This is a genomic window from Enterobacter chuandaensis (genome assembly GCF_003594915.1).
In the GTDB taxonomy this organism is placed as follows: domain Bacteria; phylum Pseudomonadota; class Gammaproteobacteria; order Enterobacterales; family Enterobacteriaceae; genus Enterobacter; species Enterobacter chuandaensis.
On the sequence record NZ_QZCS01000007.1, the window covers coordinates 181739 to 204724 of the forward strand.

The window sequence follows — 22986 nt, forward strand, 5'->3', positions numbered from 1 at the left end:
GCGAAGCGCCGTGAACATGGCGAGCAAGGGATTTTCGTTTTACGAGGCGTTATCCGGAGAATTCAGCGTGTTGCAGCGCGTTGCACACTTTTTGGATAACGCTTCGGAAAACGGAATAAAGTCGAAAAAAAACCGGCGCTAATTAGCACCGGTTATGTCACGCTTTACCGCATCAGATAGCGACGGGCGCTTTGATGCCAGGATGCGGGTCGTAGCCCTCAATCTCAAAATCATCAAAGCGGTAATCGAAGATTGATGCCGGTTTACGTTTGATAATCAGCTTCGGCAGCGCACGCGGTTCGCGCGTCAGCTGAAGATGCGTTTGCTCCATGTGGTTGCTGTACAGATGGGTGTCCCCACCGGTCCAGACGAAATCACCCACTTCGAGGTCGCACTGCTGCGCCATCATGTGAACTAACAGCGCGTAGCTGGCAATGTTAAACGGCAGGCCAAGGAACACGTCACAGGAGCGCTGGTAGAGCTGACAAGAGAGCTTGCCATCAGCAACATAGAACTGGAAGAACGCGTGGCACGGAGCCAGCGCCATTTTATCCAGCTCGCCCACGTTCCAGGCGGAAACGATAATTCGGCGCGAGTCCGGATCGTTTTTCAGCTGGTTCATAACGGTGGTGATCTGGTCAATATGGCGGCCATCAGGCGTTGGCCATGCGCGCCACTGCTTGCCGTAAACCGGGCCCAGGTTACCGTTTTCATCTGCCCATTCGTCCCAGATTGAAACGTTATTTTCGTGCAGATACGCAACGTTGGTGTCACCTTGCAGGAACCAGAGCAGTTCATGAATGATCGAGCGCAGGTGGCAGCGCTTTGTCGTCACCAGTGGGAAGCCTTCTTGCAGGTTGAAGCGCATCTGGTGGCCAAAAATGGAGAGCGTACCGGTGCCGGTGCGGTCGTTTTTCGGCGTGCCCTCGTCGAGCACTTTTTTCATCAATTCAAGATACTGTTTCATGGTTCCTCAGGAAAGTTGTTGCTGTGGACGACGACGATACGCCCAAATCATCATAATGGCACCCGCTACGATCATCGGAATGGAGAGGATCTGCCCCATGCTGATGTACTGTACCCATTCGCCGGTAAACTGGGCGTCAGGCTGGCGGAAGAACTCGACGATGATGCGGAATGCGCCATAGCCAATCAGGAACAGACCGGAAACAGCCCCCATCGGGCGCGGTTTGCGAATAAACAGGTTCAGAATGATAAACAGCACCACGCCTTCCAGCGCCAGTTCGTACAGCTGCGACATATGGCGCGGCAGCACGCCGTAGGTATCGAAAATAGACTGCCACTCCGGGTGCGAAGGCAGCAGCGCAATATCTTCTGCGCGGGAGCCCGGGAAGAGCATCGTATACGGCACGCTCGGATCGACGCGGCCCCACAGCTCACCGTTGATAAAGTTGCCCAGACGGCCCGCCCCCAGACCAAACGGGATCAGCGGTGCGATAAAATCTGACACCTGGAAGAAGTTGCGTTTGGTGCGTTTGGCAAAAATCACCATCACCAGGATCACCCCAATCAGGCCGCCGTGGAAAGACATGCCGCCGTCCCAGACGCGGAACAGATAAAGGGGATCGTTCAGGAATACCGGGAAGTTATAGAACAGCACATACCCAATACGGCCACCGAGGAACACGCCGAGGAAGCCCGCGTACAGCAGGTTTTCAACTTCGTTTTTGGTCCAGCCGCTGCCCGGACGGCTGGCGCGTCGGCCCGCGAGCCACATGGCAAAAATGAAGCCCACCAGGTACATCAAACCGTACCAGTGAAGCGAGACAGGTCCTACTGAGAAAATGACCGGATCAAACTCCGGAAAATGCAGATAACCACTGTTCATCTGTCACCACAAGATGTTGTTATTCCGCTGAAAGTGGACAGCGGTAGAAATGCGATTCTGCCTTAAGCAGAGGCTCCAAAGTTGCGAATCATAGCACAAGGCGGGCGCGGAGGATGCGCCAGAGATGTAAAAGATGTGTATAGGGTTTTGTGCACGCTGGCGCCCTCTCCACAGGGAGAGGGCGAAAGACGATTAGCGACCGCCGCGGATCAGGCCGCCCATGCCGCGTCGCTCCATAAACGCCGCGACCTGGTGACGAACCTCAGCAGCCAGCTGCGCGTCCAGGCTGCGCTCAGCCAGCTCGCGGGCATCATTGATGTCGATATGCCGCAACAAATACTTCACGCGCGCTACAGCGCGACCGTTCATCGACAGATGACGATATCCCAGACCAATCAGGATCGCGACGCACATCGAGTCGCCAGCCATTTCACCGCACAGGCGTAGATCAATCCCGTACTGTTCAGCCTCGCGGGCAATCATCGCTAACGCACGAATGATAGCCGGGTGCAGGCTATCGTAGATACTGGCCACGCGGGTGTTGTTCCGGTCGACGGCCAGAATATATTGCGTCAGGTCGTTCGTGCCGACAGAGATAAAATCAACGCGGGTTGCCAGCTGTGGCAGCATAAAGACCATTGACGGCACTTCGAGCATGACACCGATCCGCGGTTTCGGGATCGCATAGCCAATCATCTCTTCCACTTCACGACCAGCACGTTCGATCAGGCGCCGTGACTCGTCAATCTCATCAATGCTGGTGACCATTGGCAGCAGGATGCTGAGATTGCCCGTCGCCGCGTTGGCGCGCAGCATCGCACGTACCTGGATCAGGAAGATCTCCGGCTGATCGAGCGTAATGCGGATCCCACGCCAGCCCAGACACGGGTTCTCTTCGCTGATCGGCATATAGGGCAGCTGTTTATCCGCCCCGACGTCCAGGGTTCGCAGAGTGACAGGCTTGTCGTTAAACATCTGCAGCATCCCCTGATACTGCGCCACCTGCTCCTCTTCGGAGGGGAAACCGCTCTGCAGCATAAAGGGGATTTCAGTGCGGTATAAGCCAATACCGTCGATGCGGCTGCCAAGCTTCTCTTCATGCTCAGGGCTTAAACCGGCGTTGAGCATGACTTTGATCCGCTCACCACTCTTAAGCTGTGCGGGCAGGTTAACGTCATCTTCCGCCAGCTTGCTTAATTCATTCTCTTCGCTGATGAGACGCTGATATTCCTGGAGCAGAACCGGCTCAGGATCGACCAGCAGTTCACCACGGTAACCATCAACCACCAGCGTGCGGCGGTGCAGCACCGAGGGCTGGATATCCGCTCCCATAACGGTAGGAATACCGAGCGCGCGCACCATAATGGCGGCATGGGAGTTCGCTGCACCATCGCGTACGACCACCCCGGCGAGTCTGTCCTGCGGCAGCTCGGCCAGCGTTGTTGCCGAAAGTTCATCCGCCACCAGCACAAACCGTTTTGGCCAGGCATTCGGCCCCTGAATGGTGTCATCGAGGTGGAACAGCAGGCGCTGTCCCAGCGCGCGGAGATCCCCCGCCCGCTCTTTCAGGTAACCGTCGGTCAGCGCCGCGAATTGCTCGGCAAATTTTTCGATGACCTTTTTAACGGCCCACTCCGCCACTGCGCCTTTATCAACCTCGGCAAAAAGCTCACGGCGCAGACGCGTGTCGGAAAGCAGGTGTGAGTAGAGGTCGAAGATGGCCGCCGTCTCTTTTTGCGCGCCGGCGGCGAAGCGCTTGCTGTAGCGACGGAACTCATTGGCCGCCTCTTCCAGCGCGGCGGTAAGGCGCTCGCGCTCCAGCGCTTCATCAAGTGTAGAGGCCTCGTAGACCTGCTCCATCAACGGCAGCGTGGCGTCCATCCAGCCCTCCGCAATCGCCACGCCTGGCGATGCCGGAAGGGCGCGAATGCGCGTGTGGCGATACTGACCGAAGAGCGCAGCAAGCTGAGACTGAGAGAGGATCGCGGCCATCTGCGTAGCCAGCGTGACCAGGAAGGACTCTTCGCTTTCATCATACTGACGCAGCTCGCGCTGCTGGACGACCAGCACGCCGAGCAGCTGACGACGCTGAATAATCGGCACACCCAGAAACGCGCGGAAGCGCTCTTCTTTTACGGAAGGAATGTATTTAAAGCTGGGGTGTTTTTGCGCGTCGGCAAGGTTAATAGGCTCAGCCAGTCGCCCAACCAGACCGACGATACCTTCATCAAATGCGAGCGTTACGGTGCGTCCACGTGGCTTTTTCAAACCACGGGTCGCCATCAGGTAATAGCAGCGCCGATCGTGGTCGGCCAGATACACCGAACAGACCTCGGTCTCCATCGCAAGACAGATGTCAGTGACCAGAATATTCAACGCCTCGTTCAGACGCGGGGCGCTGGCCACTTTCTCGACTATTTCTCGCAAGCGGGTGAGCATGATTTGCGTAGCTTAACCTCTTTTACGTCGCCAGGCAGGTGCGGTCTGCGGCTTAGGCGGGATCTCCTGAAGCTGCATGACGACACTTGCGAACTCTTTCATCACCCTACGGTAAACATCGCGCTTAAATGACACGACCTGACGAACAGGATACCAATAGCTTACCCAGCGCCAGCCATCGAACTCTGGCGTACTGCTGGTTTGCATATTGATGTCTGAATCGTTGCCCACCAACTGCAGAAGAAACCACTTCTGTTTCTGGCCGATACAAACCGGCTTTGTGTCCCAACGCACCAAACGTTTCGGTAACTTGTAACGCAACCAGTTGCGGGTCGAGGCCAGGATGCGAACATCTTTTCGGCTTAAACCGACCTCTTCAAAAAGCTCCCGGTACATCGCTTGTTCTGGGGACTCTCCCGGATTGATCCCGCCTTGCGGGAACTGCCAGGAGTGCTGACCATATCGACGGGCCCACATGACCTGGCCCTGACGATTACAAATTACTATTCCTACGTTCGGGCGGTAGCCATCGTCATCAATCACCGGACTACCCCAAACTAAACCTTATATATGAATGATTGTTTCACACTCCAGTGAGGCGGTAAACCACTCTCTTACAGGCCTGCAACCTAATAACATTTGAATAACTCACAAATAAGTGCAGAGTTATAAACAGATGTGCGGTAACGAGGGTAATTTTATTCACCTTTTCTGTGGATATAGTTGTGAAGAAGTGTCTGATTACCGATGAACAACCTGAAACGGCCTCTGCCCTACTGTTTCCCCCCTTAAATATAAAGCTATATTTTTCATTGGATTATACTAATAGCGGCAAACAAAACGCAGAATAGCGTGACAATCGTCACAGCAGGGATCGTCGTGCTGATGAAAGATCGAACAGCGTCGGTTTTATCCACAGATTGTGCCAATAAGTTAGGCACAATTTGTTTGAAATTTGGATTTTCATCGCACGTCAAGGCTGTAAATTGAAACAGTAGTCAGGGTTATGCCCAGTTATCCCACTTTTCTGTGGATAACATGGTGTAAGATCCTGTTTATTGTCAGTGACCAGATTTGAACAACCCGTTTTTCGTCTCTGATGAAACCGTGGGAAAGTCATAAAAAAACCTATAAATCATGCACATGGAATATTGGTACAGAAAAAGTTAAACTCTATCCACAGGGGACTCTTTCTTCGTTTATTTTTTAATCAAAAGGTTATCGTCATGCATCCGCTTTCACCCTTGCTCTCACCGCCGTCGAGCGAAAGCCAGCTGCTACAGCAGGCTCAGCGTCTGGCAGGCTTCTCGCTGGGCGAACTGGCGGCGATGGCAGGGCTTCCGATCCCGAAGGATCTGAAGCGAGATAAGGGCTGGATCGGCATGCTGCTGGAGCTGTGGCTGGGTGCCAGCGCCGGGAGCAAGCCAGAGCAAGATTTCGCTGCCCTTGGCGTCGAGCTAAAAACCATTCCCATCGACAGCCAGGGTAAGCCCCTGGAGACCACCTTTGTCTGCGTAGCCCCCTTAACCGGCAATACCGGGGTGACGTGGGAAACCAGCCACGTGCGTCATAAGCTGAAACGCGTGCTTTGGGTGCCGGTTGAAGGTGAACGACAAATCCCGCTGGCTGAACGCCGCGTGGGCGCCCCGCTGCTCTGGAGCCCGGATGAAGAGGAGGAGCATCAGCTGCGCCTGGACTGGGAAGAGCTGATGGACATGATTGTGCTCGGTCAGGTCGAGCGCATCACCGCCCGACACGGAGAGGTATTACAGCTGCGCCCTAAAGCAGCTAACAGCAAAGCGCTGACCGAGGCGATCGGCGCACTGGGCGAGCCAATCCTGACGTTGCCGCGCGGTTTTTATCTCAAAAAGAATTTCACCGGCGCGCTGCTTGCTCGTCATTTCTTACTAAAAACATAGTTTTTTACTTATTTTGCGAGCTCACAAACATAATCGCCTGGTTTTTAAGATTTTACCGCTTCACCCTGTTGCCATAACGGGTTAATACTACACTATGATTTGATACGAGCCAGATGAGGACGATAACGATGAAAAAATGGGCGGTGTTGATTTCAGCAGTCGGGTTGGCGTTTGCCGTATCGGGCTGTAGCAGCGATTACGTCATGGCGACAAAAGATGGCAGGATGATCCTGACCGACGGTAAACCTGAAGTCGATGACGATACTGGACTGGTCAGCTACCACGATCAGGCAGGTAATAAAATGCAGATCAATCGCGACGAAGTCTCGCAAATTATTGAGCGATAACGGTCGGAGGTCAGTAGCCTACTGGCCTTTTTGATTTTTTTCTTCCCCTTTTGCTTCCCCTCTGCCATGTTTATAGTCCTTTGTCGGGAGGTTCCTGACGCGGTCTACATGTCTATTGAAGGAAGCCGGCTATGCATTATCACCGTATCCCCCACAGCGCTCTGGAGATAAGTCAACTGGGGTTGGGCACGATGACATTTGGTGAACAAAACAGCGAAGCCGATGCCCATGCACAACTCGATTATGCCGTCAGCCAGGGAATTAACCTGATTGATGTCGCAGAAATGTATCCTGTGCCTCCACGCCCTGAAACGCAGGGACTTACCGAGACCTACGTCGGTAACTGGCTGGCAAAACGCGGTAACCGTGAAAAGCTGGTTATCGCCTCGAAAGTGAGTGGCCCCGCGCGGAACAACGATGCCGGGATCCGCCCAAACCAGATCCTCGATCGCAAAAATATTCGCGCCGCGCTGGACGCCAGCCTGAAGCGCCTGCAAACCGACTATCTCGACCTGTACCAGGTCCACTGGCCTCAGCGTCCAACCAACTGTTTTGGCAAGCTCGGCTACAGCTGGAATGAGAGTGCCCCCGCCGTTACGCTGCTGGAAACGCTGGAGGCGCTGACCGAATGCCAGCGCGCGGGAAAAATCCGCTACATTGGCGTGTCCAACGAAACGGCCTTTGGCGTGATGCGCTATCTGCACCTGGCGGATAAGCACGATCTGCCGCGCATCGTGACTATCCAGAACCCGTACAGCCTGCTTAACCGCAGCTATGAGGTGGGTCTGGCCGAAGTGACGCAATATGAGGAAGTGGAACTGCTCGCCTATTCATGCCTCGGCTTTGGCACGCTGACGGGGAAATACCTGAACGGTGCGAAACCGGCCGGGGCACGTAATACCCTCTTTAGCCGCTTTACCCGCTACAGCGGCGAGCAGACGCAGAAAGCCGTCGCAGCCTATGTGGACATCGCGAAGCGTCACGGCCTTGATCCTGCGCAGATGGCGCTGGCCTTCGTGCGACGTCAGCCTTTTGTTGCCAGTACCCTGCTGGGTGCAACCACGATGGAACAGCTGAAAACGAACATTGTGAGTTTCCATCTGAACCTGAGTGAAGAGGTGCTAGCGGAGATTGAAGCGGTGCATCAGGTATACATATACCCGGCACCATAGCTGAACGCTTTTGCCGGGTGGCGGCTTCGCCTGACCCGGCCTACGTTTCGTGATGTTTGCTGATTTTGTAGGCCCGGTAAGGCGAAGCCGCCACCGGGCAAAGAGATCAACGACGACGCTGCCAGATCCACAACCCCGCAATCGCCGCCGCGAACAGCCCACCAAATCCGACGCCAATTGCCACCACCGGGACACCCACTTTTACCGCCAGCGAGTAAAGCCCCAGCATTAACAACATGGCCAGGTTTTCACCGAGGTTTTGTACCGCAATGGCATTTCCCGCCCCGACGGTCTGCTTGCCACGCTCCTGCAGTAACGCGTTCAGCGGCACCACGAAGAAGCCCCCCAGAATACCAATCAGGATCAGCAGGGCATAAGCGGGCAGTAACGCATGTTGCAGCGAGAAAATAAGCACCACGACGCCAATCAGCACCCCCGCGGGCATGCAGCGAGCAACCGTTTCAAGCGTCACCAGCTTCGCCGCCGCGCCCGCACCAACGACAATGCCAATCGCCACCATGGCATTAAGGTAGGTTGGCGTCGCGTTGTCAGTGATACCCAGCGCCACCGGCACCCACAGCACCAGCAGGAAGCGCAGCGTGACGCCCGCGCCCCAGAACATACTGGTTCCCATCAGAGAGAAACGCGTTTCCCCGTTACGCCACAGCACACGGCACGCGTTAAAGAAACTGCCGGTCATCGGTTTAAAGCGCCAGGATTGCCCTGGGCGTGCCACCGACAACTTCGGAATAAACAGGTTCGCCACGACCGCGCCGCCATACACAGCCGCGCATACGCCCAGTGCCGCCAGGACATGCCAGTCGGCCAGGACGCCCCCCGCAACCGAGCCGAGCAGGATAGCGGCTATGGTTGACGACTCCATCAGACCGTTGGCCTTCACCAGCTTATCGCCAGTGGTCAGCTCCCCGAGGATGCCATACTTCGCCGGGGAGTAGGCGGCAGCACCGATGCCCACCAGCGTGTAGCCAATAAACGGGTTGAAGCCGAAGCAGATACTGGCGGCCCCCAGCAGCTTAAGGCCGTTGGCAAACATCATCACCCGGCCTTTGGGGAAACTGTCTGCCACCTGCCCTACAAACGGAGCAAAAATAATGTAAGCGCCCACAAACACCATCTGCAGGATCGGCTGACTCCAGTCGGGGTAAAATTCGGCTTTCAGCAGCGCCAGAGTGGCAAACAGCAGCGCGTTATCACCGAACGCAGAGAGAAACTGCGCGGCGATGACCGCCATCATGCCTTTCGAACGCAGGGAGGTGTTAGTGTGTACTGACTCACGCATTTTGCTGCTCCGCCTCATCAACCATGCCCTTCAGGGTCACGAAATCGGGCTTGCCGCTACCCAGCACCGGAAGCTGCTTCAGAACGCGGATATCGCGCGGCACCGCCAGCTCCGGAATACCGTGTTCACGCGCATAGCTCAGTAACCTGTCGCGCTTAAGCTCACTGTCGGTCGTAAACAGCACCAGCGCCTCGCCTTTGCTGGCATCACTTTTGACCACCGTCGCATGCAGCTTATCGGCGGAGACGGCCGTCGCCAGTTGCTCCACCATTTCCAGAGAGACCATCTCACCAGCGATTTTAGCGAAGCGTTTTGCGCGCCCCTGAATCTGCACAAAGCCGTGTTCGTCGAAACGCACGATATCACCCGTGTCGTACCAGCCGGTTTCAACCTCGCCGTTGACGTTTTCCGCCGTTGGCGCTTCCAGCACGCCCGGGTTTTCCACGCGCAGGTAACCGTTCATTACGTTCGGTCCTTTCAGCTGCAGGCGGCCTCCGTCCTCAATGCCCGGCACGGCCAGCAAGCGCGCGTCCATCCCCGGCAGAATTCGGCCCACCGTCCCCGGCTTCGCCGCCATCGGTACGTTGATCGAGACAACGGGCGCGCACTCGGTCACGCCATAACCTTCAAGAATACGCAGGCCAAACTTGTCCTGCCAGATCTGACGCGTGCTCTCCTGCAGCTTTTCCGCACCGGCCACCACGTACCGCACGCGATAAAAATCATACGGATTGGCGAAACGCGCATAGTTACCCAGGAAGGTTGAGGTCCCGAACAGCACGGTGCAGTTACGGTCATACACCAGCTCCGGCACAATGCGGTAGTGCAGCGGGCTGGGATAGAGGAACACCTCGGCACCGGTCAGCAGCGGCGTAAACAGCCCCACCGTCAGGCCAAAGGAGTGGAACAGCGGCAGCGCCGACATAAAACGGTCATTGGCGGTAAAGTCGGCAATGCTTTTGATCTGCTCAACGTTGGCCAGAATGCTCTTGTGGCTGTGGACCACGCCTTTCGGGTTGCCCTCCGAACCCGAGGTAAAGAGGATAATTGCATCATCTTCCGGCTGCTGTTTGACCTGCGCCAGATGCGGCATAAACAGATGCGCAAAAATCCACAGCTTGTCGCCGGTGGTCACGTCCGCTTTCAGATCCTCCAGGAAGACCCAGCGCACCTGGGTCAGCTGTTCCGGAAGATGCCACAGCTTGCCTTTGTCCAGAAACTGTCGGGAGGTAAAGACGGTATTAATTTGGGCGGCGGTAATGGCGCTGGTCAGCCCTTTCACGCCCGCCGTGTAGTTCATCATCGCCGGAATACGGCCCCGGGAAACCGCACCAAAAATCACCGCCGCGCTGATGCCCGCGTTAGGCAGCATAAGGCCAATTTTTTCGCCCTTTTTGCTGTACTTCTCCAGAATTCGGCCCACAAACAGGGTCTTGGTCAGCAGCTTGCGATAGGTGTCCGGTGTGAAGTTGATGTCTTCAATACAGTTTTTCTTTGCGCCGTAGCGATACTGCGCCGAAAGCAGGGATTCATACAGCGTTTCGCGCGGACGAACGGCCATGCGCGCTTCCATCATAATCTGGTGCAGCATTTCCCCGGCGATTTTACGGCGATCGCGGGCGCGCGGCGCGTCGGGCATCGGGAGCGACGTTGGCGGCAGAATATGCAGGGTAATTTTAGGGAACAGGCGCTGTTTCACCAGCCCCTTCAGACGGCTGAAATGCGTCAGCTCTGCGCCTTCGATACGCAGCGGCACCACGGTCGCTTTTGACTTGGCCGCGACAAACCCCGCGCCGTCGTAGATTTTCATCAGCGATCCGGTGACTGAGATACGCCCTTCCGGGAAAATGACCACCGGACGGCCCTGTTCGACCAGACGCACCAGATGCTTAATCAACATCGGCTTTGTTGGGTCGAGCGGCACAAAATCAATCAACGGCGTGAGCCAGCGCATGTACCACTGCTGGCTGATGGAGGTATAGACCGCAAATACCGGACGCACGGGCAGAAACAGCGCCAGCAGGATGCCGTCTATAAAGGAAACATGATTGGGTGTGATGAGAACGCGTTCGCCGCGAAGCGCCTGGGCATCGCCAGTGACGCGGATGCGAAAGAGAATACGGAACAGTGTACGGAAGAACCCAAATAGCATCTCAACTCCCTTTGCCAGCCAGTATGAAGGGTAGATAGTAAATGGTGGCAGATTACACGAGAAGTGATACAGGAGCGACAGCAAAAGTGGAGGCGAAAAAAAACCTGCGCATCCGCGCAGGTTGGTGCAAGAGATGAGTACGAAACCGTACTAAGAATTCTCACCAATCAATACCTCTGGGATCTTGATTCTGGCCGTTCGCCCTGCGCTTCGCCAGCGGGAAAACGCAAGGGAATGAGCCGAAGTGCAACCAGGTGTGAATATTCTCTTTAACTGTTACAGGTTGAACTATCAGGCAAAAAAAACCTGCGTAAAAACGCAGGCTGGTGTAAGTCGTGTTAATCAACCGGAGTTGATTCCACCTATCAATACCTCTGGGATCTCGACTCTATCAACCTCTTTAACCTCCTCGCCACCGGACAATCGCAACAGCCTGAGGCAAAGTGTAACCAAAGGTTCAGAATGACATTTTTCTGACATGCCTGCGCGTGTAACGATTACACTTTCAGGGTTGTTCTGCGTCACGTTTGTGGCGTGCCAAAATTGGCGCCCCTTGAATGCGCGCTACTTTTCCGCAACACTATTTAGTGTGTAAACGCTTACCCCTAATAAGAAGGTTATGAATGGCGACAATAAAGGATGTGGCTCGTCTGGCAGGTGTGTCGGTAGCCACCGTCTCCCGCGTGATTAATGATTCACCCAAAGCCAGTGACGCATCGCGCCAGGCGGTACAAAGCGCCATGGAAACCCTGAACTACCATCCCAACGCCAACGCCCGCGCGCTCGCTCAGCAGTCCACGGATACCATTGGGCTGGTGGTGGGCGATGTTTCCGACCCCTTTTTCGGTGCCATGGTAAAAGCGGTTGAACAGGTCTCTTATCAGACGGGGAATTTTTTGCTGATCGGCAACGGTTATCATAATGAACAAAAAGAACGCCAGGCCATCGAGCAGCTGATCCGCCACCGCTGCGCGGCGCTGGTGGTTCACGCGAAAATGATCCCGGATGCCGAGCTGATTCACCTGATGAAGCAGATGCCCGGCATGGTGATCATCAACCGTATTATTCCAGGGTTTGAAAAACGCTGCGTGGCGCTCGACGACCGCTACGGCGCCTGGCTTGCGACCCGTCATCTGATTCAACAGGGCCATACCCGCATTGGCTATCTCTGTTCCAATCACCCCATTTCTGATGCGGAAGACCGCCTGCAGGGTTACTACGACGCCCTGCGCGAAAATGGTCTGCCCTGCAACGATCGTCTGGTGGCCTACGGTGAACCGGATGAGAGCGGCGGCGAACAGGCCATGACGGAGCTGCTGGGTCGTGGACGGAATTTCACCGCGGTTGCCAGCTATAACGACTCGATGGCCGCCGGGGCAATGGGGGTCTTGAACGACAACGGGATTGAGGTGCCGGCGGAAATCTCGCTGATTGGCTTTGATGATGTGCTGGTCTCCCGCTACGTGCGCCCGCGCCTGACCACCGTACGTTACCCGATTATCACGATGGCCACGCAGGCCGCAGAGCTGGCGTTAGCGCTGGCGGAACAGCGCCAGCCGCCGGATATTACGCATCTGTTCAGCCCAACGTTAGTGCGCCGTCACTCCGTTTCGGCACCTGCAGAAGCGCAGAGCGAATAGCGATAAAGGTGTACTGTTTTATCCGGATACTCCAGTCCATCGCCTATGTACTGCCAGCCGTAACGCTCATAGAAGTCACGGCAGGCAGACCACAGATGCAGTTCTTCATACCCCGCCTGCGCGGCAAAGGTTATGACATGCTGCTGTAACGCCCCTGCCAGCCCCTTGCCGCGCGCCGCGTCGTCAACGTAGAGCGCCGCCAGCCACGGACAGAGATCCTGACGGGTGATCAAATCGCAGCGCCAGAGCCCCACCGTGCCGAGAAGCCGTTCATCTTCTACGGCGATAAAGGTCAACGGCAGGGAACCCGGCGTCTGGCTGTGCTCTACGATGCTATGGAAAAACTCCCGTGCAAGCCCCTCGCCAAAGGCGTGCCAGATCCAGTCGGTGACCTGCTCCGCATAGCGCGGTGCCTCGTAAAGCGGGAGGATGACGGTCTTTTTCACGTTTTACCTGCGTTTTTAATGAATATGCTGGCCTGACGCCTCCAGCCCGGTTTGTTGATTATTTTACTAGAGTCAGACTATTTAGTTTTACTTCCGGCAGGCCAGGCGAATCGTGACTAAAAAGCGTGATCGTGGCAGAAGTTTTGCGCTTCCCGCATCGCTTATACGCTGCCAGGTCTGTGTTAAACTGCAGGCCATTACGTGGAAGCAGGAATGTAGAATGGCAACAATGCTGGATGTCTCACTGCGCGCGGGCGTGTCGAAGGCTACCGTCTCGCGCGTGCTGAACGGCACAGGTCAGGTTAAAGAGAGCACGCGTCAGCAGGTCTTTGCTGCGATGGAAGAGCTGGGCTACCGGCCAAACTTTCTCGCGCGTTCGCTGGCTAACCAGACCAGCAACAGCATTGGTCTGGTGGTCTCCACCTTCGACGGCTTTTACTTTGGTCGCCTTCTCCAGCAGGCGTCGCGGCAGACCGAAACCCACGGGAAACAGCTGATCGTCACCGACGGTCACGACGCACCAGAGCAGGAAGAACAGGCGGTGCAGATGCTGGCCGATCGCCAGTGCGATGCCATCGTGCTTTATACGCGCTATATGAGCGAAAAGGCGATCATCAAGTTGATTAATACCGTGCAAACGCCGCTGGTGGTCATCAACCGTGAAGTCAGCCAGGCGCCGGAGCGCTGCGTGTTCTTCGAACAGCAGGATGCCGCCTTTAAGGCGGTGGATTACCTGATTAATCAGGGCCACCGGGAGATCGCCTGCATTACCGTTCCGATTCACACCCCCACGGGTAAAGCGCGGCTGATGGGCTACCGTAAGGCGCTGGAAAAGCACGGAATTCGTCTGGACGAGCGTCGAATTAAATACGGTGATGCGGGAATGACGCGGGGCTATGAGCTGTGTAAAGAGCTTATCGCTGAAGGGGTGTCGTTCAGCGCGCTGTTTGCCTGTAACGATGATATGGCGCTGGGCGCGTCCAAAGCGCTGCATCAGGCAGGGCTTAAGATCCCGCAGGATATCTCCCTGTTCGGCTTTGACGATGCTCCATGCGCAAAGTGGCTGGAGCCTGCGCTGTCGTCGGTTTATCTGCCGATAGATAACATGATCGTCACGGCTATCGATCAGGCGATCCGGCTGGCAAAAAACCAGCCGGTCGATGCGATCCCGCCATTTACCGGCACGCTGGTATTACGCGATTCGGTCACAACGGGGCCGTACTTTCATCAGATGAGTTCTAAAGCCAGCAGTTCCTGAATGGTCTGACGACGACGGATCAGCCGCGCCTTGCCGTTATCAAACAACACTTCCGGCAGCAGCGGTCGGCTGTTGTAGTTCGAGGACATAGACGCCCCGTACGCCCCGGTGTCGTGCAGCACCAGATAATCACCCGGCGTCACCTCCGGCAGCGCGCGGGTTTCCACTTTACCGCCTTCCTGCTGGGTAAATACGTCACCGGATTCGCACAGCGGGCCTGCGACCACCGTCTCGCGGCGCGGGGCGTGCGTTAAATCGCGGCCATCGGCGGCCAGGGCGGTAATGTGATGGTAGCTGCCGTACATGGACGGACGCATCAGGTCGTTAAAGCCCGCGTCAATCAACACGAAGTGGCGTGAGCCCATCTCTTTGACGCTGCGTACCTGCGCCACCAGCACGCCTGCTTCAGCCACCAGGAAACGACCCGGCTCAATTTCCAGCTTCACGGCATGGCCCAGATGCGCGGCAATTTGATCGCGCGCGGCGCTCCACAGGCCGTAATAGTGATCGGTGTCGATCGCCTCTTCCCCTTCGCGGTAAGGGATGGAAAGACCGCCACCGGCAGAGATCGCCTCCAGATCCTGACCGAAGTCGACAACCTGGCGCACCATCGCGCCGCACACCTGCTCCAGGTGACCGTAATCGACGCCGGAGCCAATGTGCATATGAATGCCCACCAGCTTCAGGTTGTAGCGCTGCAATACCTCAAGCGCGGCGGGCATATCGGCATACCAGATGCCGTGCTTGCTGTTTTCGCCGCCGGTGTTGGTTTTTTGGCTGTGGCCGTGACCAAAGCCCGGGTTGACGCGCAGCCAGACGCGATGGCCTGGCGAAACCTGCCCAAGCTGCTCCAGCATATCCACAGAACCGGCGTTCACCGGAACCTGCAGTTCATGTACGCGCGCAAGCGTTGCGTCGTCGATAACATCTGCGGTAAAGACGATCGCATCAGGATCGGATTTCGGATCGTACCCGGCCGCCAGCGCACGCTCGATTTCCCCCAGCGACACGGAGTCAACCTTCACGCCCTGCTCGCGCATCAGGCGCAGAATATGGATATTGGAGCAGGCCTTCTGGGCAAAACGCACTACGTCAAACTGATGCAGGGCGACGATCTTCTCGCGAACAATCTGCGCGTCGTAGACCCACACCGGGCAGCCAAATTCGGCGGGCAGGCGCAGCAGATTTTCAGCGTTCAAATCGGTATCCGTCTGGTTGAGCGGGCGTGGCATGGTCTTCTCCGGGTAAATTCATTTTTTATGATTACGCCACAGCGGAAGGAGAATAAAAAATATCGTTTTATCGCGAGTCTATGCAAAAATGATATGGACTGTTCTCTGTATTCAGGTGCCCTATGCCCGCCGTCAATTTACGCCATATTGAGATTTTCCACGCCGTGATGACCACCGGCAATCTCACCGAAGCCGCGCAAATGCTGCATACTTCGCAGCCGACGGTCAGCCGTGAGCTGGCGCGATTCGAGAAAGTGCTGGAGCTGAAGCTATTCGAACGCACCCGGGGCAGACTTCACCCGACGGTACAGGGGCTACGCCTGTTTGAAGAAGTGCAGCGCTCCTGGTACGGGCTGGACAGAATCGTCAGCGCGGCGGAAAGCCTGCGCGAGTTTCGTCAGGGCGAGCTGTCGATTGTCTGCCTGCCCGTCTTCTCTCAATCCTTTTTACCGACGTTGCTTCAGCCTTTTCTGGCCCGCTATCCTGAGGTCAATCTCACCATTGTGCCGCAGGAGTCGCCCCTGCTTGAAGAGTGGCTGTCGGCACAGCGTCACGATCTCGGGCTGACCGAAACCCTCTCGACCCCTGCGGGAACGGCGCGCACGGAACTGCTCGCATTAGATGAAGTGTGCGTTCTGCCCGCCGGACATCCGCTAGCCCGCAAGGCGGTGCTGACCCCGGCGGACTTTCACGGCGAAAACTACATTAGCCTGTCGCAAACCGACAGCTACCGACAGCTGCTGGATACGCTTTTTGCTGAGCATCAGGTGAAGCGGCGGATGGTTGTGGAAACGCACAGCGCGGCATCAATATGCGCGATGGTGCGTGCAGGCGTCGGCGTCGCGGTCGTCAATCCGCTTACGGCGCTGGACTATGCCGGGAGCGGGATCGTCATCCGCCGTTTTAGCGTTTCCGTCCCGTTTACCGTGAGCCTTATCCGCCCGCTGCACCGCCCGGCTTCTGCGCTGGTGGACGCATTCACCGAACACTTAGTTGAGCATGCACGTCAGGTGGCGCTTCGCTTACCTGACCTGCAAAACCCGTTATGACAGCATAAATTCCACGGCATCTGCCGCGTGAATGGCTGCGGTATCAAATACCGGGATGGGGCTTCGTTCAGCCGGCACCAGCAAACCGATCTCCGTGCAGCCGAAGATCGCCCCTTCAGCCCCCTGCCGGGCGAGTTTTTCTATTACGCTGACGTAATATGCGCGGGAGGTTTCGCTGAAGGTACCGAGGCAGAGTTCGTCGAAGATGATCTGATTGATGCGCGCCCGGTCTTCCTCATCAGGTACCAGGCTTTCTATTCCAAACTCGCTGTGCAGGCGCCCGCGATAAAAATCCTGCTCCATGGTGTAGCGCGTGCCCAGCAAGGCCACGCGCGACATCCCTGAGGCGCGGATGGCGCGTCCGGTGGCGTCTGCAATGTGCAGGAACGGCAGCGAACAGCGCGCTTCAATGTGCGAGGCTACTTTATGCATCGTGTTGGTACACAGCAAAATGCCCTGCGCGCCTGCCCGCTCCAGCCCCAGCGCGGCATCAGCCAGGATTTCCCCGGCTTTATCCCATTCCCCGCTCGACTGGCAGGCTTCGATTTCATGAAAATCAACGCTGTGCAGCAGCAGGCTCGCGGAATGCAGGCCGCCCAGACGCTGTTTTACCCCTTCGTTAATCAGGCGGTAATAGGGGATGGTTGATTCCCAGCTCATCCCACCTAACAGGCCGATCGTTTTCATCATCCCTCCTTATTTGTTTAAGCCAGTGAAGCAAACTTGTGATCCTGTTTCCAGTTCTTTATTGCGTCGTTTTCTTTTCAAGCTGACCGATATAAATTAAATAAAACACCGTTTTATTATAAAGGGCGAAACCATGTTTATGTTTCACAAAGAGACAGTGTCTGAAGATCTGGGGAATGGCGTTACGCGTCGTGTGCTGGCCCACGGCGGCAGGATGATGGCGGTTGAAGTGCATTTTGAGCAGGGCGCGATTGGTCCAATGCATAACCACCCGCACGAACAGTTAACCTATGTTCTCTCCGGCGAGTTTGAATTTACGATTGGTGAAGAGAAGCATGTCGTGACGGCCGGAGATACGCTCTACAAAAAACCGCATGTGATGCACGGCTGCGTCTGCCTCAGGGCCGGCACGCTGCTGGACACCTTTACGCCTGTTCGCGAGGATTTCCTGTCATAAAAAAGGCGCCTTTAAGCGCCTTTTCATGTTTGCAGAATTTATTCCGTCATCGCTTCTGGCAGTGGATTACGGCTGAGCATGGCCTCACGCAGTAGCACGCTGCCGCAGGCAAACAGGCCACCAAGGATCGCCGCCAGAATAACAATCATGCCTTTGCCCGGTCCGTCTTTCTTCACCGGCATGGAGGGGGAAAGCTGATACCGGAACGGTTCAAGCTTAACGTCTTTAACAGAGAGTTTTTTCAGCTGCGCCAGGTGGTATTCACGGTTCTGAAAGTCTGCATTCAGCTCCGTCACGTCCTTGAGATTTTTTTCAATCTTTAGCTTTTCCGCGATACCGTCCGCCCCGAGCGCGACGGAGTAATCCGGATCGTCTTTTACCGCCTGTCCGTTGCTATAAACAGGCTTCTTAATGCCTGCCGCATTCGCCACTTCCAGCGAATAATTCAGCCGCTGCAGATTGGTATTGTGGATAGTGGTCAGACGAACCCGGTCAAGCGCCAGCTGTTGTTCAACCTCATTCGTTTTCAGGGCGATCTGGTTGCGGATATTTTGCATCGTCTCTTGTTCAACAAGAGCAGCGATATAACCGATGTACCCTTCCAGTACCGTTTGCGCATCACTGGCTTTCGGTGCCGTGAAGCTGAGCGTCCAGGAGAGGTAAGGTGCTTTATCCGCATCTTTTCCCTGCGCGTTATTCACTGCTTTCATTCTCTCTGAAATATTGACGACCGCACGGTGCAGCTCAAGCGGGTCCACCTCAATATCTTTAAGCTGGGACATCACGTAAGGGGAAGAGGTCATGTACGCTTCGAGTAATGACTGCGACTGGAATTTTTTAATAAACAGGTCAAAGACTTCCGGACGCGAAACCGGCACCTTCACATCAAGAACCTGCAGCGCAACCATCATCTGGCGCAGCGGGTTCCACTGGGTCTGTTCCGCCGGGGTGATCACCGCTTTACTGGTCCACTTTTGTGGTAATAAAAGCGCAATTGCCAGCCCTGCCAGCGCAAAAATAAAGATGATGGTGACGATGCGTTTTTTGGCGGCAAGCAACACATCTAACAGACCCAGAAGGTCGATCTCTTTAGAATTTACAGCTGGGGTGGCATAGGAGGGAAAATTGAAATCCGTGTTCTTTTTGATATCCATTGCTGACATAGCCATTCTTATGTTGAGAGTGCAGTGAGTTTCTGCCTGGTGGTTAGAATGGGACAATGATACAAGAATCTAAGAATAATCTGAACGCAAGAATAAACTGTCTATGGGCTTGCTATCAAAGTGAGTAGTTTTCTCTTTTTTACGTTAATATTTTTATTAATCATGGACTTTTCTTACGTCTTTTTCTTTCGGCATGGTTTGATTGTCTGAAATAGCGCCAGAAGGGAAATTTCCTTCTTTTATCGAAACACTATTTCGACTTCGATCACATTTCCATTATCAGGTGGATGTCTTGTGCTAACAAAAAGCCGGGTGGCGGCTGCGCCTGACCCGGCTTACATGAATTTCCAGGCCCGGTAAGCGCACGCCACCGGGCATTAACCTTACACGCCGATATTACGCAGTTTCTCGCCGCTCATCAGCTTGCGTTCAATATGCTCCAGCGTCACGCCTTTGGTTTCTGGAATCAGCCAGAATGTCACGCCAATAAACGCCACGTTCAGCGCCGTGTATAGCCAGAAGGTGCCTGCCGCGCCAATTGCATCAAGCAGCGTCAGGAAGGTGGCGCCGATGATCATATTCGACACCCAGTTGGTGGTGGTAGAACAGGTGATACCAAAATCGCGGCATTTGAGCGGCTGAATTTCAGAGCACAGGATCCACACCACCGGCGCGGCGCTCATGGCATATCCGGCGATACACATCATGGTCATGCCCACGGAGAGCCAGGAGAGGCCGCTGGACGCCGTGCCGTTATCAAACTGCATCAGGCAGTAGCCGAGGATCAGCGTGCCGAGCGCCATCACGCTAAAGCCAATCTTCAGCGCCGGTTTACGTCCGGCTTTATCGACAGTGAATACCGCAATAAAGGTGGCGAACATAAAGGTGAGCCCCACCACCAGCGTAGCGATCATCTGCTGTTCGGTGGTGGTAAAACCGGCCATTTTGAAGATGCGCGGCGCGTAATACATGATGATGTTCATCCCGGTGAACTGCTGCATCGCCTGCAGCAACATACCGAGGAACACCGCGCGGCGAACGTTGCGGTTGGCCTTAAACAGCGACCAGCCGCCCTGCTTCAGCTTCAGGCTTTCGCGGATCTCGTTCAGCTCTTCACGCGCTTTCTCAGACGTGTCGCGCAGCATGCGCAACACCTCTTCCGCCTCCACGTGACGCCCTTTTTGCGCCAGCCAGCGCGGGCTGTTGGGCAGGAAAATCACTAATACGATGAGCACCAGCGCAGGTAGCGCCAGTACGCCCAGCATCGCGCGCCAGTTGCCGCTGTAGCTGAAGTACGTATCGGACAGGAACGCCAGCACGATGCCGAGCGTCACCATCAGCTGGTACATGCTGATCATCTTCCCGCGCACGTTCTCGCTCGCCATTTCGGAGAGGTACAGCGGTGCCGTGTAGGAGGCAATCCCCACCGCCACGCCCAGCAGCACGCGGGAGAGCAGCAGCACTTCAACATTGGTGGCAAACGCCGAGCCAATGGACCCGGCAACAAACAAAATCGCCCCGACCATCAGGCTGTATTTACGGCCAAGGCGGAATGAAAGCCAGCCGTTAAACAGCGCGCCAATGGCCGCGCCGAGCATCATGCTGCTCACCACCCACTCCTGCAGGCGGCTACTCAGCGTAAAGTGATCGGTAATAAACGGCAGCGCCCCGGCGATAACGCCAATATCCAGACCGAATAGCAAACCGGCCACGGCTGCCGCGATGGAAACAAACTGGTTCATGCGTCGGGTATCACGCAGCGCAGCGGGCATCAGGGTAGAGTCATTGATAGATGTCATTTTTTTCCTGCCTCAACAGCAAAATCGTTAAGTGAAATTACGAGATACCGGAAGAAAGTGTCAGGTCGGAACTGGTGAAGATATGGATTTTTTCGCTACGACATACAGAACTGTGATGGACATTACAATTTCAAATCGGGGGGACTTATCCTCATTTTTTATTAATCATCTAATTTTTAAGCAATAAATATGTGATATTCGTCATCCATGACTTTTTAGTATGGATTTTTCATCTTTAAGGATATGGATAATGGCAATTTTTAAACAAAAAAAACCTCCACCCGGGGGCAGAGGTTCTTCACGCAAGCCGAATTAGCGTGCCAGCCAGCCGCCGTCTACGGCAACGGTGTAGCCGTTTATGTAATCCGATGCAGGGGAAGCGAGGAACACCACCGGCCCCATCAGATCGCTCGGCAGCCCCCAGCGGCCCGCCGGGATACGCTCAAGGATCGCCGCACTGCGCTCCTCATCCGCACGCAGCTGCTGGGTGTTGTTGGTGGCCATGTAGCCCGGCGCAATCGCGTTGACGTTGATGTTGTGCTGCGCCCATTCGTTCGCCAGCAGTCGGGTTACACCCATCACCGCGCTTTTTGACGCGGTGTAAGACGGCACGCGGATACCGCCCTGGAAGGAGAGCATCGATGCGATATTAATGATCTTGCCGCCTTTCCCCTGGGCGATGAAGTGCTTCGCCGCCGCCTGGGACATAAAGAACACGCTCTTGATGTTCAGGTTCATTACATCGTCCCAGTCGGTCTCGCTGAAATTAATCGCGTCTTCACGACGGATCAGCCCCGCGTTGTTGACCAGAATGTCGATATGGCCAAATTCCGCTACGGCGCGATCCAGCAGGTCCGGAATGGCGTCGATTTTACGCAGGTCAGCGGTCAGGCTCAAAAAACGACGGCCCAGCGCGGTCACGCGCTCGATGGTTTCCGTAGGCTCAACGATGTTAATCCCGACGATATCACAGCCCGCTTCCGCCAGGCCTAACGCCATACCCTGCCCCAGCCCGGTATCACAACCGGAAACTACAGCCACTTTACCTTGCAGAGAAAATGCATCCAGAATCATGTTTGTTCCTTACTCTTTCAGCGCCTGTCAGCAACAGGCAGATGTATGCTTAACTGCCCGCGACTAGCGCAGATCCTTAACCGCGACGTGGTCCATGTCATCAAAGACCTGGTTTTCTCCGACCATCCCCCAGATGAAGGTATAGGCTTTCGTCCCCACGCCGGAGTGAATGGACCAGCTGGGTGAAATCACCGCCTGCTCGTTATGCATGACGATATGGCGGGTTTCCTGAGGCTGTCCCATCATGTGGAACACGCAGGCGTCTTCGTCCATGTTGAAGTAGAAGTAAACTTCCATGCGGCGTTCGTGGGTATGGCACGGCATGGTGTTCCACAGGTTGCCCGGCGCAAGCTCGGTCAGCCCCATGCTGAGCTGGCAGGTTTCCAGCACATCCGGAACGAAGTATTTGTTGATGGTGCGTCGGTTGCTGGTGAGATTGTCGCCCAGGGTCACCGGTGCAACGTCCGCAGGCGTCACTTTTTTAGTGGGATAGCTGGTATGAGCCGGGGAGCAGTTATAGTAAAACTTCGCTGGCTTACCGCCGTCAATACTGGCAAAGACCACCTCCTTCGCCCCTTTGCCGATGTACAGCGCGTCGCGGTGACCAATCTCATAGCACTGGCCGTCCACGGTAATCGTGCCCGGCCCGCCGATATTAATCACGCCCAGCTCACGACGCTCCAGGAAGTAGCTCACGCCCAGCTGCTTGCCCACTTCACCGCCCACGGAGACGGTTTTCGCCACCGGCATAATGCCGCCCACGATAATACGGTCGATGTGGCTGTAGACCATGGTGTACTTATCGGCTTCGAACACCTGCTCAACTAAAAACTCGCTGCGCAGCCCCTGAGTATCCAGCGTTTTGGCGTGCGCGCTGTGGATGCTTTGTCTGACGTCCACGGTAACCTCCAGATGTGGTCATGCCCGAAGGCAGAAATTAAACGAAACGACGTTTCGTTTTATGATGAGCACATACTAGCGGCATAAAATAGGGTTTTCAATT

General features: G+C 55.6%; 20 protein-coding genes and 1 pseudogene. 8 read left to right on the top strand and 13 right to left on the bottom strand.

Translation table 11 applies throughout. The annotated features are described in order from the left end of the window. Positions 1–172: 172 nt before the first annotated feature. From thyA to rppH, 4 genes are all read right to left on the bottom strand, one after another. Positions 173–967 carry a thymidylate synthase gene (gene thyA / locus D5066_RS13570; protein WP_014885081.1) on the bottom strand — a complete coding sequence of 265 codons (795 nt, stop codon included), beginning with the start codon at positions 965–967 and terminating at the stop codon, positions 173–175. Between the two features lie 6 nt (positions 968–973). Beyond that, positions 974–1849 (bottom strand): prolipoprotein diacylglyceryl transferase, encoded by an 876-nt coding sequence (gene lgt / locus D5066_RS13575; protein ID WP_028014284.1) that lies wholly within the window; start codon positions 1847–1849, stop codon positions 974–976. A 192-nt stretch (positions 1850–2041) separates the two neighbouring features. Next, positions 2042–4288 (bottom strand): phosphoenolpyruvate--protein phosphotransferase, encoded by a 2247-nt coding sequence (gene ptsP, locus D5066_RS13580; RefSeq protein ID WP_119916253.1) that lies wholly within the window; start codon positions 4286–4288, stop codon positions 2042–2044. Positions 4289–4300: 12 nt separating this feature from the next. Beyond that, positions 4301–4831, bottom strand: a complete 531-nt coding sequence (gene rppH, locus D5066_RS13585) for an RNA pyrophosphohydrolase (RefSeq protein ID WP_080330100.1) — start codon at positions 4829–4831, stop codon at positions 4301–4303. A gap of 442 nt (positions 4832–5273) precedes the next feature. On the opposite strand from rppH, the pseudogene D5066_RS23350 reads away from it, so the two are divergent. The 4 genes and pseudogenes from D5066_RS23350 to D5066_RS13605 all read left to right on the top strand — a co-directional run. Next, positions 5274–5426: pseudogene (locus D5066_RS23350) on the top strand (hypothetical protein); the annotation flags it as partial. Positions 5427–5514: 88 nt separating this feature from the next. Continuing rightward, positions 5515–6207: a DNA mismatch repair endonuclease MutH gene (gene mutH, locus D5066_RS13595; protein ID WP_080330099.1), complete on the top strand. Its 693-nt coding sequence runs from the start codon at positions 5515–5517 to the stop codon at positions 6205–6207. Positions 6208–6335: 128 nt separating this feature from the next. Beyond that, positions 6336–6554: a YgdI/YgdR family lipoprotein gene (locus tag D5066_RS13600; RefSeq protein ID WP_014885085.1), complete on the top strand. Its 219-nt coding sequence runs from the start codon at positions 6336–6338 to the stop codon at positions 6552–6554. Positions 6555–6685: 131 nt separating this feature from the next. Next, positions 6686–7726: an NADP(H)-dependent aldo-keto reductase gene (locus tag D5066_RS13605; RefSeq protein ID WP_119916254.1), complete on the top strand. Its 1041-nt coding sequence runs from the start codon at positions 6686–6688 to the stop codon at positions 7724–7726. A 106-nt stretch (positions 7727–7832) separates the two neighbouring features. Here D5066_RS13605 and lplT read toward each other — a convergent pair whose 3' ends face one another. Together lplT and aas are read right to left on the bottom strand one after the other, a co-directional pair. Then, complete coding sequence (gene lplT, locus D5066_RS13610) at positions 7833–9026, bottom strand: lysophospholipid transporter LplT (RefSeq protein WP_119916255.1); 1194 nt, start codon at positions 9024–9026, stop codon at positions 7833–7835. Continuing rightward, complete coding sequence (gene aas / locus D5066_RS13615; RefSeq protein WP_119916256.1) at positions 9019–11178, bottom strand: bifunctional acyl-ACP--phospholipid O-acyltransferase/long-chain-fatty-acid--ACP ligase; 2160 nt, start codon at positions 11176–11178, stop codon at positions 9019–9021. The genes lplT and aas overlap by 8 nt, the downstream gene beginning before the upstream one ends. 623 nt (positions 11179–11801) lie before the next feature. On the opposite strand from aas, the gene galR reads away from it, so the two are divergent. Then, positions 11802–12818, top strand: coding sequence for an HTH-type transcriptional regulator GalR (gene galR / locus D5066_RS13630; protein ID WP_080330096.1), 1017 nt, complete (start codon positions 11802–11804; stop codon positions 12816–12818). Here the strand turns inward: galR and D5066_RS13635 are convergent. Next, positions 12779–13264, bottom strand: a complete 486-nt coding sequence (locus tag D5066_RS13635) for a GNAT family N-acetyltransferase (RefSeq protein ID WP_080330095.1) — start codon at positions 13262–13264, stop codon at positions 12779–12781. The two genes, galR and D5066_RS13635, sit on opposite strands and share 40 nt — an antisense overlap. Positions 13265–13484: 220 nt before the next feature. Here D5066_RS13635 and D5066_RS13640 point away from each other — a divergent pair, with 220 nt between their 5' ends. After that, a complete protein-coding gene (locus tag D5066_RS13640; protein WP_080330094.1) occupies positions 13485–14522 on the top strand; it encodes a LacI family DNA-binding transcriptional regulator in 1038 nt (345 codons plus the stop codon). On the opposite strand, the gene lysA is transcribed toward D5066_RS13640, so the two are convergent. Next, the gene (lysA, locus tag D5066_RS13645) at positions 14492–15754 is read right to left on the bottom strand and encodes a diaminopimelate decarboxylase (protein ID WP_119916258.1); all 1263 of its coding nucleotides are present in this window, start codon (positions 15752–15754) and stop codon (positions 14492–14494) included. The two genes, D5066_RS13640 and lysA, sit on opposite strands and share 31 nt — an antisense overlap. A gap of 122 nt (positions 15755–15876) precedes the next feature. Here lysA and D5066_RS13650 point away from each other — a divergent pair, with 122 nt between their 5' ends. Beyond that, on the top strand, positions 15877–16803 hold the full coding sequence (locus tag D5066_RS13650; protein ID WP_119916259.1) for a LysR family transcriptional regulator: 927 nt from the start codon (positions 15877–15879) through the stop codon (positions 16801–16803). Here D5066_RS13650 and D5066_RS13655 read toward each other — a convergent pair. Beyond that, positions 16798–17490, bottom strand: coding sequence for an aspartate/glutamate racemase (locus D5066_RS13655; protein ID WP_119916260.1), 693 nt, complete (start codon positions 17488–17490; stop codon positions 16798–16800). The two genes, D5066_RS13650 and D5066_RS13655, sit on opposite strands and share 6 nt — an antisense overlap. Positions 17491–17623: 133 nt before the next feature. Here D5066_RS13655 and D5066_RS13660 point away from each other — a divergent pair, with 133 nt between their 5' ends. Beyond that, positions 17624–17947: a cupin domain-containing protein gene (locus D5066_RS13660; RefSeq protein WP_119916261.1), complete on the top strand. Its 324-nt coding sequence runs from the start codon at positions 17624–17626 to the stop codon at positions 17945–17947. 38 nt (positions 17948–17985) lie between these two features. Here the strand turns inward: D5066_RS13660 and wzz(fepE) are convergent, their stop codons facing one another. From wzz(fepE) to kduI, 4 genes are all read right to left on the bottom strand, one after another. After that, a complete protein-coding gene (wzz(fepE), locus tag D5066_RS13665; RefSeq protein ID WP_119916262.1) occupies positions 17986–19110 on the bottom strand; it encodes an LPS O-antigen length regulator Wzz(fepE) in 1125 nt (374 codons plus the stop codon). A gap of 383 nt (positions 19111–19493) precedes the next feature. After that, complete coding sequence (gene araE / locus D5066_RS13670) at positions 19494–20909, bottom strand: arabinose-proton symporter AraE (RefSeq protein ID WP_080330088.1); 1416 nt, start codon at positions 20907–20909, stop codon at positions 19494–19496. A 312-nt stretch (positions 20910–21221) separates the two neighbouring features. Then, the gene (gene kduD / locus D5066_RS13675; protein WP_116341857.1) at positions 21222–21983 is read right to left on the bottom strand and encodes a 2-dehydro-3-deoxy-D-gluconate 5-dehydrogenase KduD; all 762 of its coding nucleotides are present in this window, start codon (positions 21981–21983) and stop codon (positions 21222–21224) included. Between the two features lie 63 nt (positions 21984–22046). Next, entirely contained in the window at positions 22047–22883 is an 837-nt protein-coding gene (gene kduI / locus D5066_RS13680; RefSeq protein ID WP_119916263.1) for a 5-dehydro-4-deoxy-D-glucuronate isomerase, read from the bottom strand. Positions 22884–22986 lie beyond the last annotated feature (103 nt).

Excerpts from the sequence above, each read along its gene's own strand:
- thyA (WP_014885081.1), bottom strand. The coding sequence starts at position 967 with ATGAAACAGTATCTTGAATTGATGAAAAAAGTGCTCGACGAGGGCACG.
- lgt (WP_028014284.1), bottom strand. The coding sequence starts at position 1,849 with ATGAACAGTGGTTATCTGCATTTTCCGGAGTTTGATCCGGTCATTTTC.
- ptsP (WP_119916253.1), bottom strand. The coding sequence starts at position 4,288 with ATGCTCACCCGCTTGCGAGAAATAGTCGAGAAAGTGGCCAGCGCCCCG.
- mutH (WP_080330099.1), top strand. The coding sequence starts at position 5,515 with ATGCATCCGCTTTCACCCTTGCTCTCACCGCCGTCGAGCGAAAGCCAG.
- D5066_RS13600 (WP_014885085.1), top strand. The coding sequence starts at position 6,336 with ATGAAAAAATGGGCGGTGTTGATTTCAGCAGTCGGGTTGGCGTTTGCC.
- D5066_RS13605 (WP_119916254.1), top strand. The coding sequence starts at position 6,686 with ATGCATTATCACCGTATCCCCCACAGCGCTCTGGAGATAAGTCAACTG.
- lplT (WP_119916255.1), bottom strand. The coding sequence starts at position 9,026 with ATGCGTGAGTCAGTACACACTAACACCTCCCTGCGTTCGAAAGGCATG.
- aas (WP_119916256.1), bottom strand. The coding sequence starts at position 11,178 with ATGCTATTTGGGTTCTTCCGTACACTGTTCCGTATTCTCTTTCGCATC.
- galR (WP_080330096.1), top strand. The coding sequence starts at position 11,802 with ATGGCGACAATAAAGGATGTGGCTCGTCTGGCAGGTGTGTCGGTAGCC.
- D5066_RS13640 (WP_080330094.1), top strand. The coding sequence starts at position 13,485 with ATGGCAACAATGCTGGATGTCTCACTGCGCGCGGGCGTGTCGAAGGCT.
- lysA (WP_119916258.1), bottom strand. The coding sequence starts at position 15,754 with ATGCCACGCCCGCTCAACCAGACGGATACCGATTTGAACGCTGAAAAT.
- D5066_RS13650 (WP_119916259.1), top strand. The coding sequence starts at position 15,877 with ATGCCCGCCGTCAATTTACGCCATATTGAGATTTTCCACGCCGTGATG.
- D5066_RS13655 (WP_119916260.1), bottom strand. The coding sequence starts at position 17,490 with ATGAAAACGATCGGCCTGTTAGGTGGGATGAGCTGGGAATCAACCATC.
- D5066_RS13660 (WP_119916261.1), top strand. The coding sequence starts at position 17,624 with ATGTTTATGTTTCACAAAGAGACAGTGTCTGAAGATCTGGGGAATGGC.
- araE (WP_080330088.1), bottom strand. The coding sequence starts at position 20,909 with ATGACATCTATCAATGACTCTACCCTGATGCCCGCTGCGCTGCGTGAT.
- kduD (WP_116341857.1), bottom strand. The coding sequence starts at position 21,983 with ATGATTCTGGATGCATTTTCTCTGCAAGGTAAAGTGGCTGTAGTTTCC.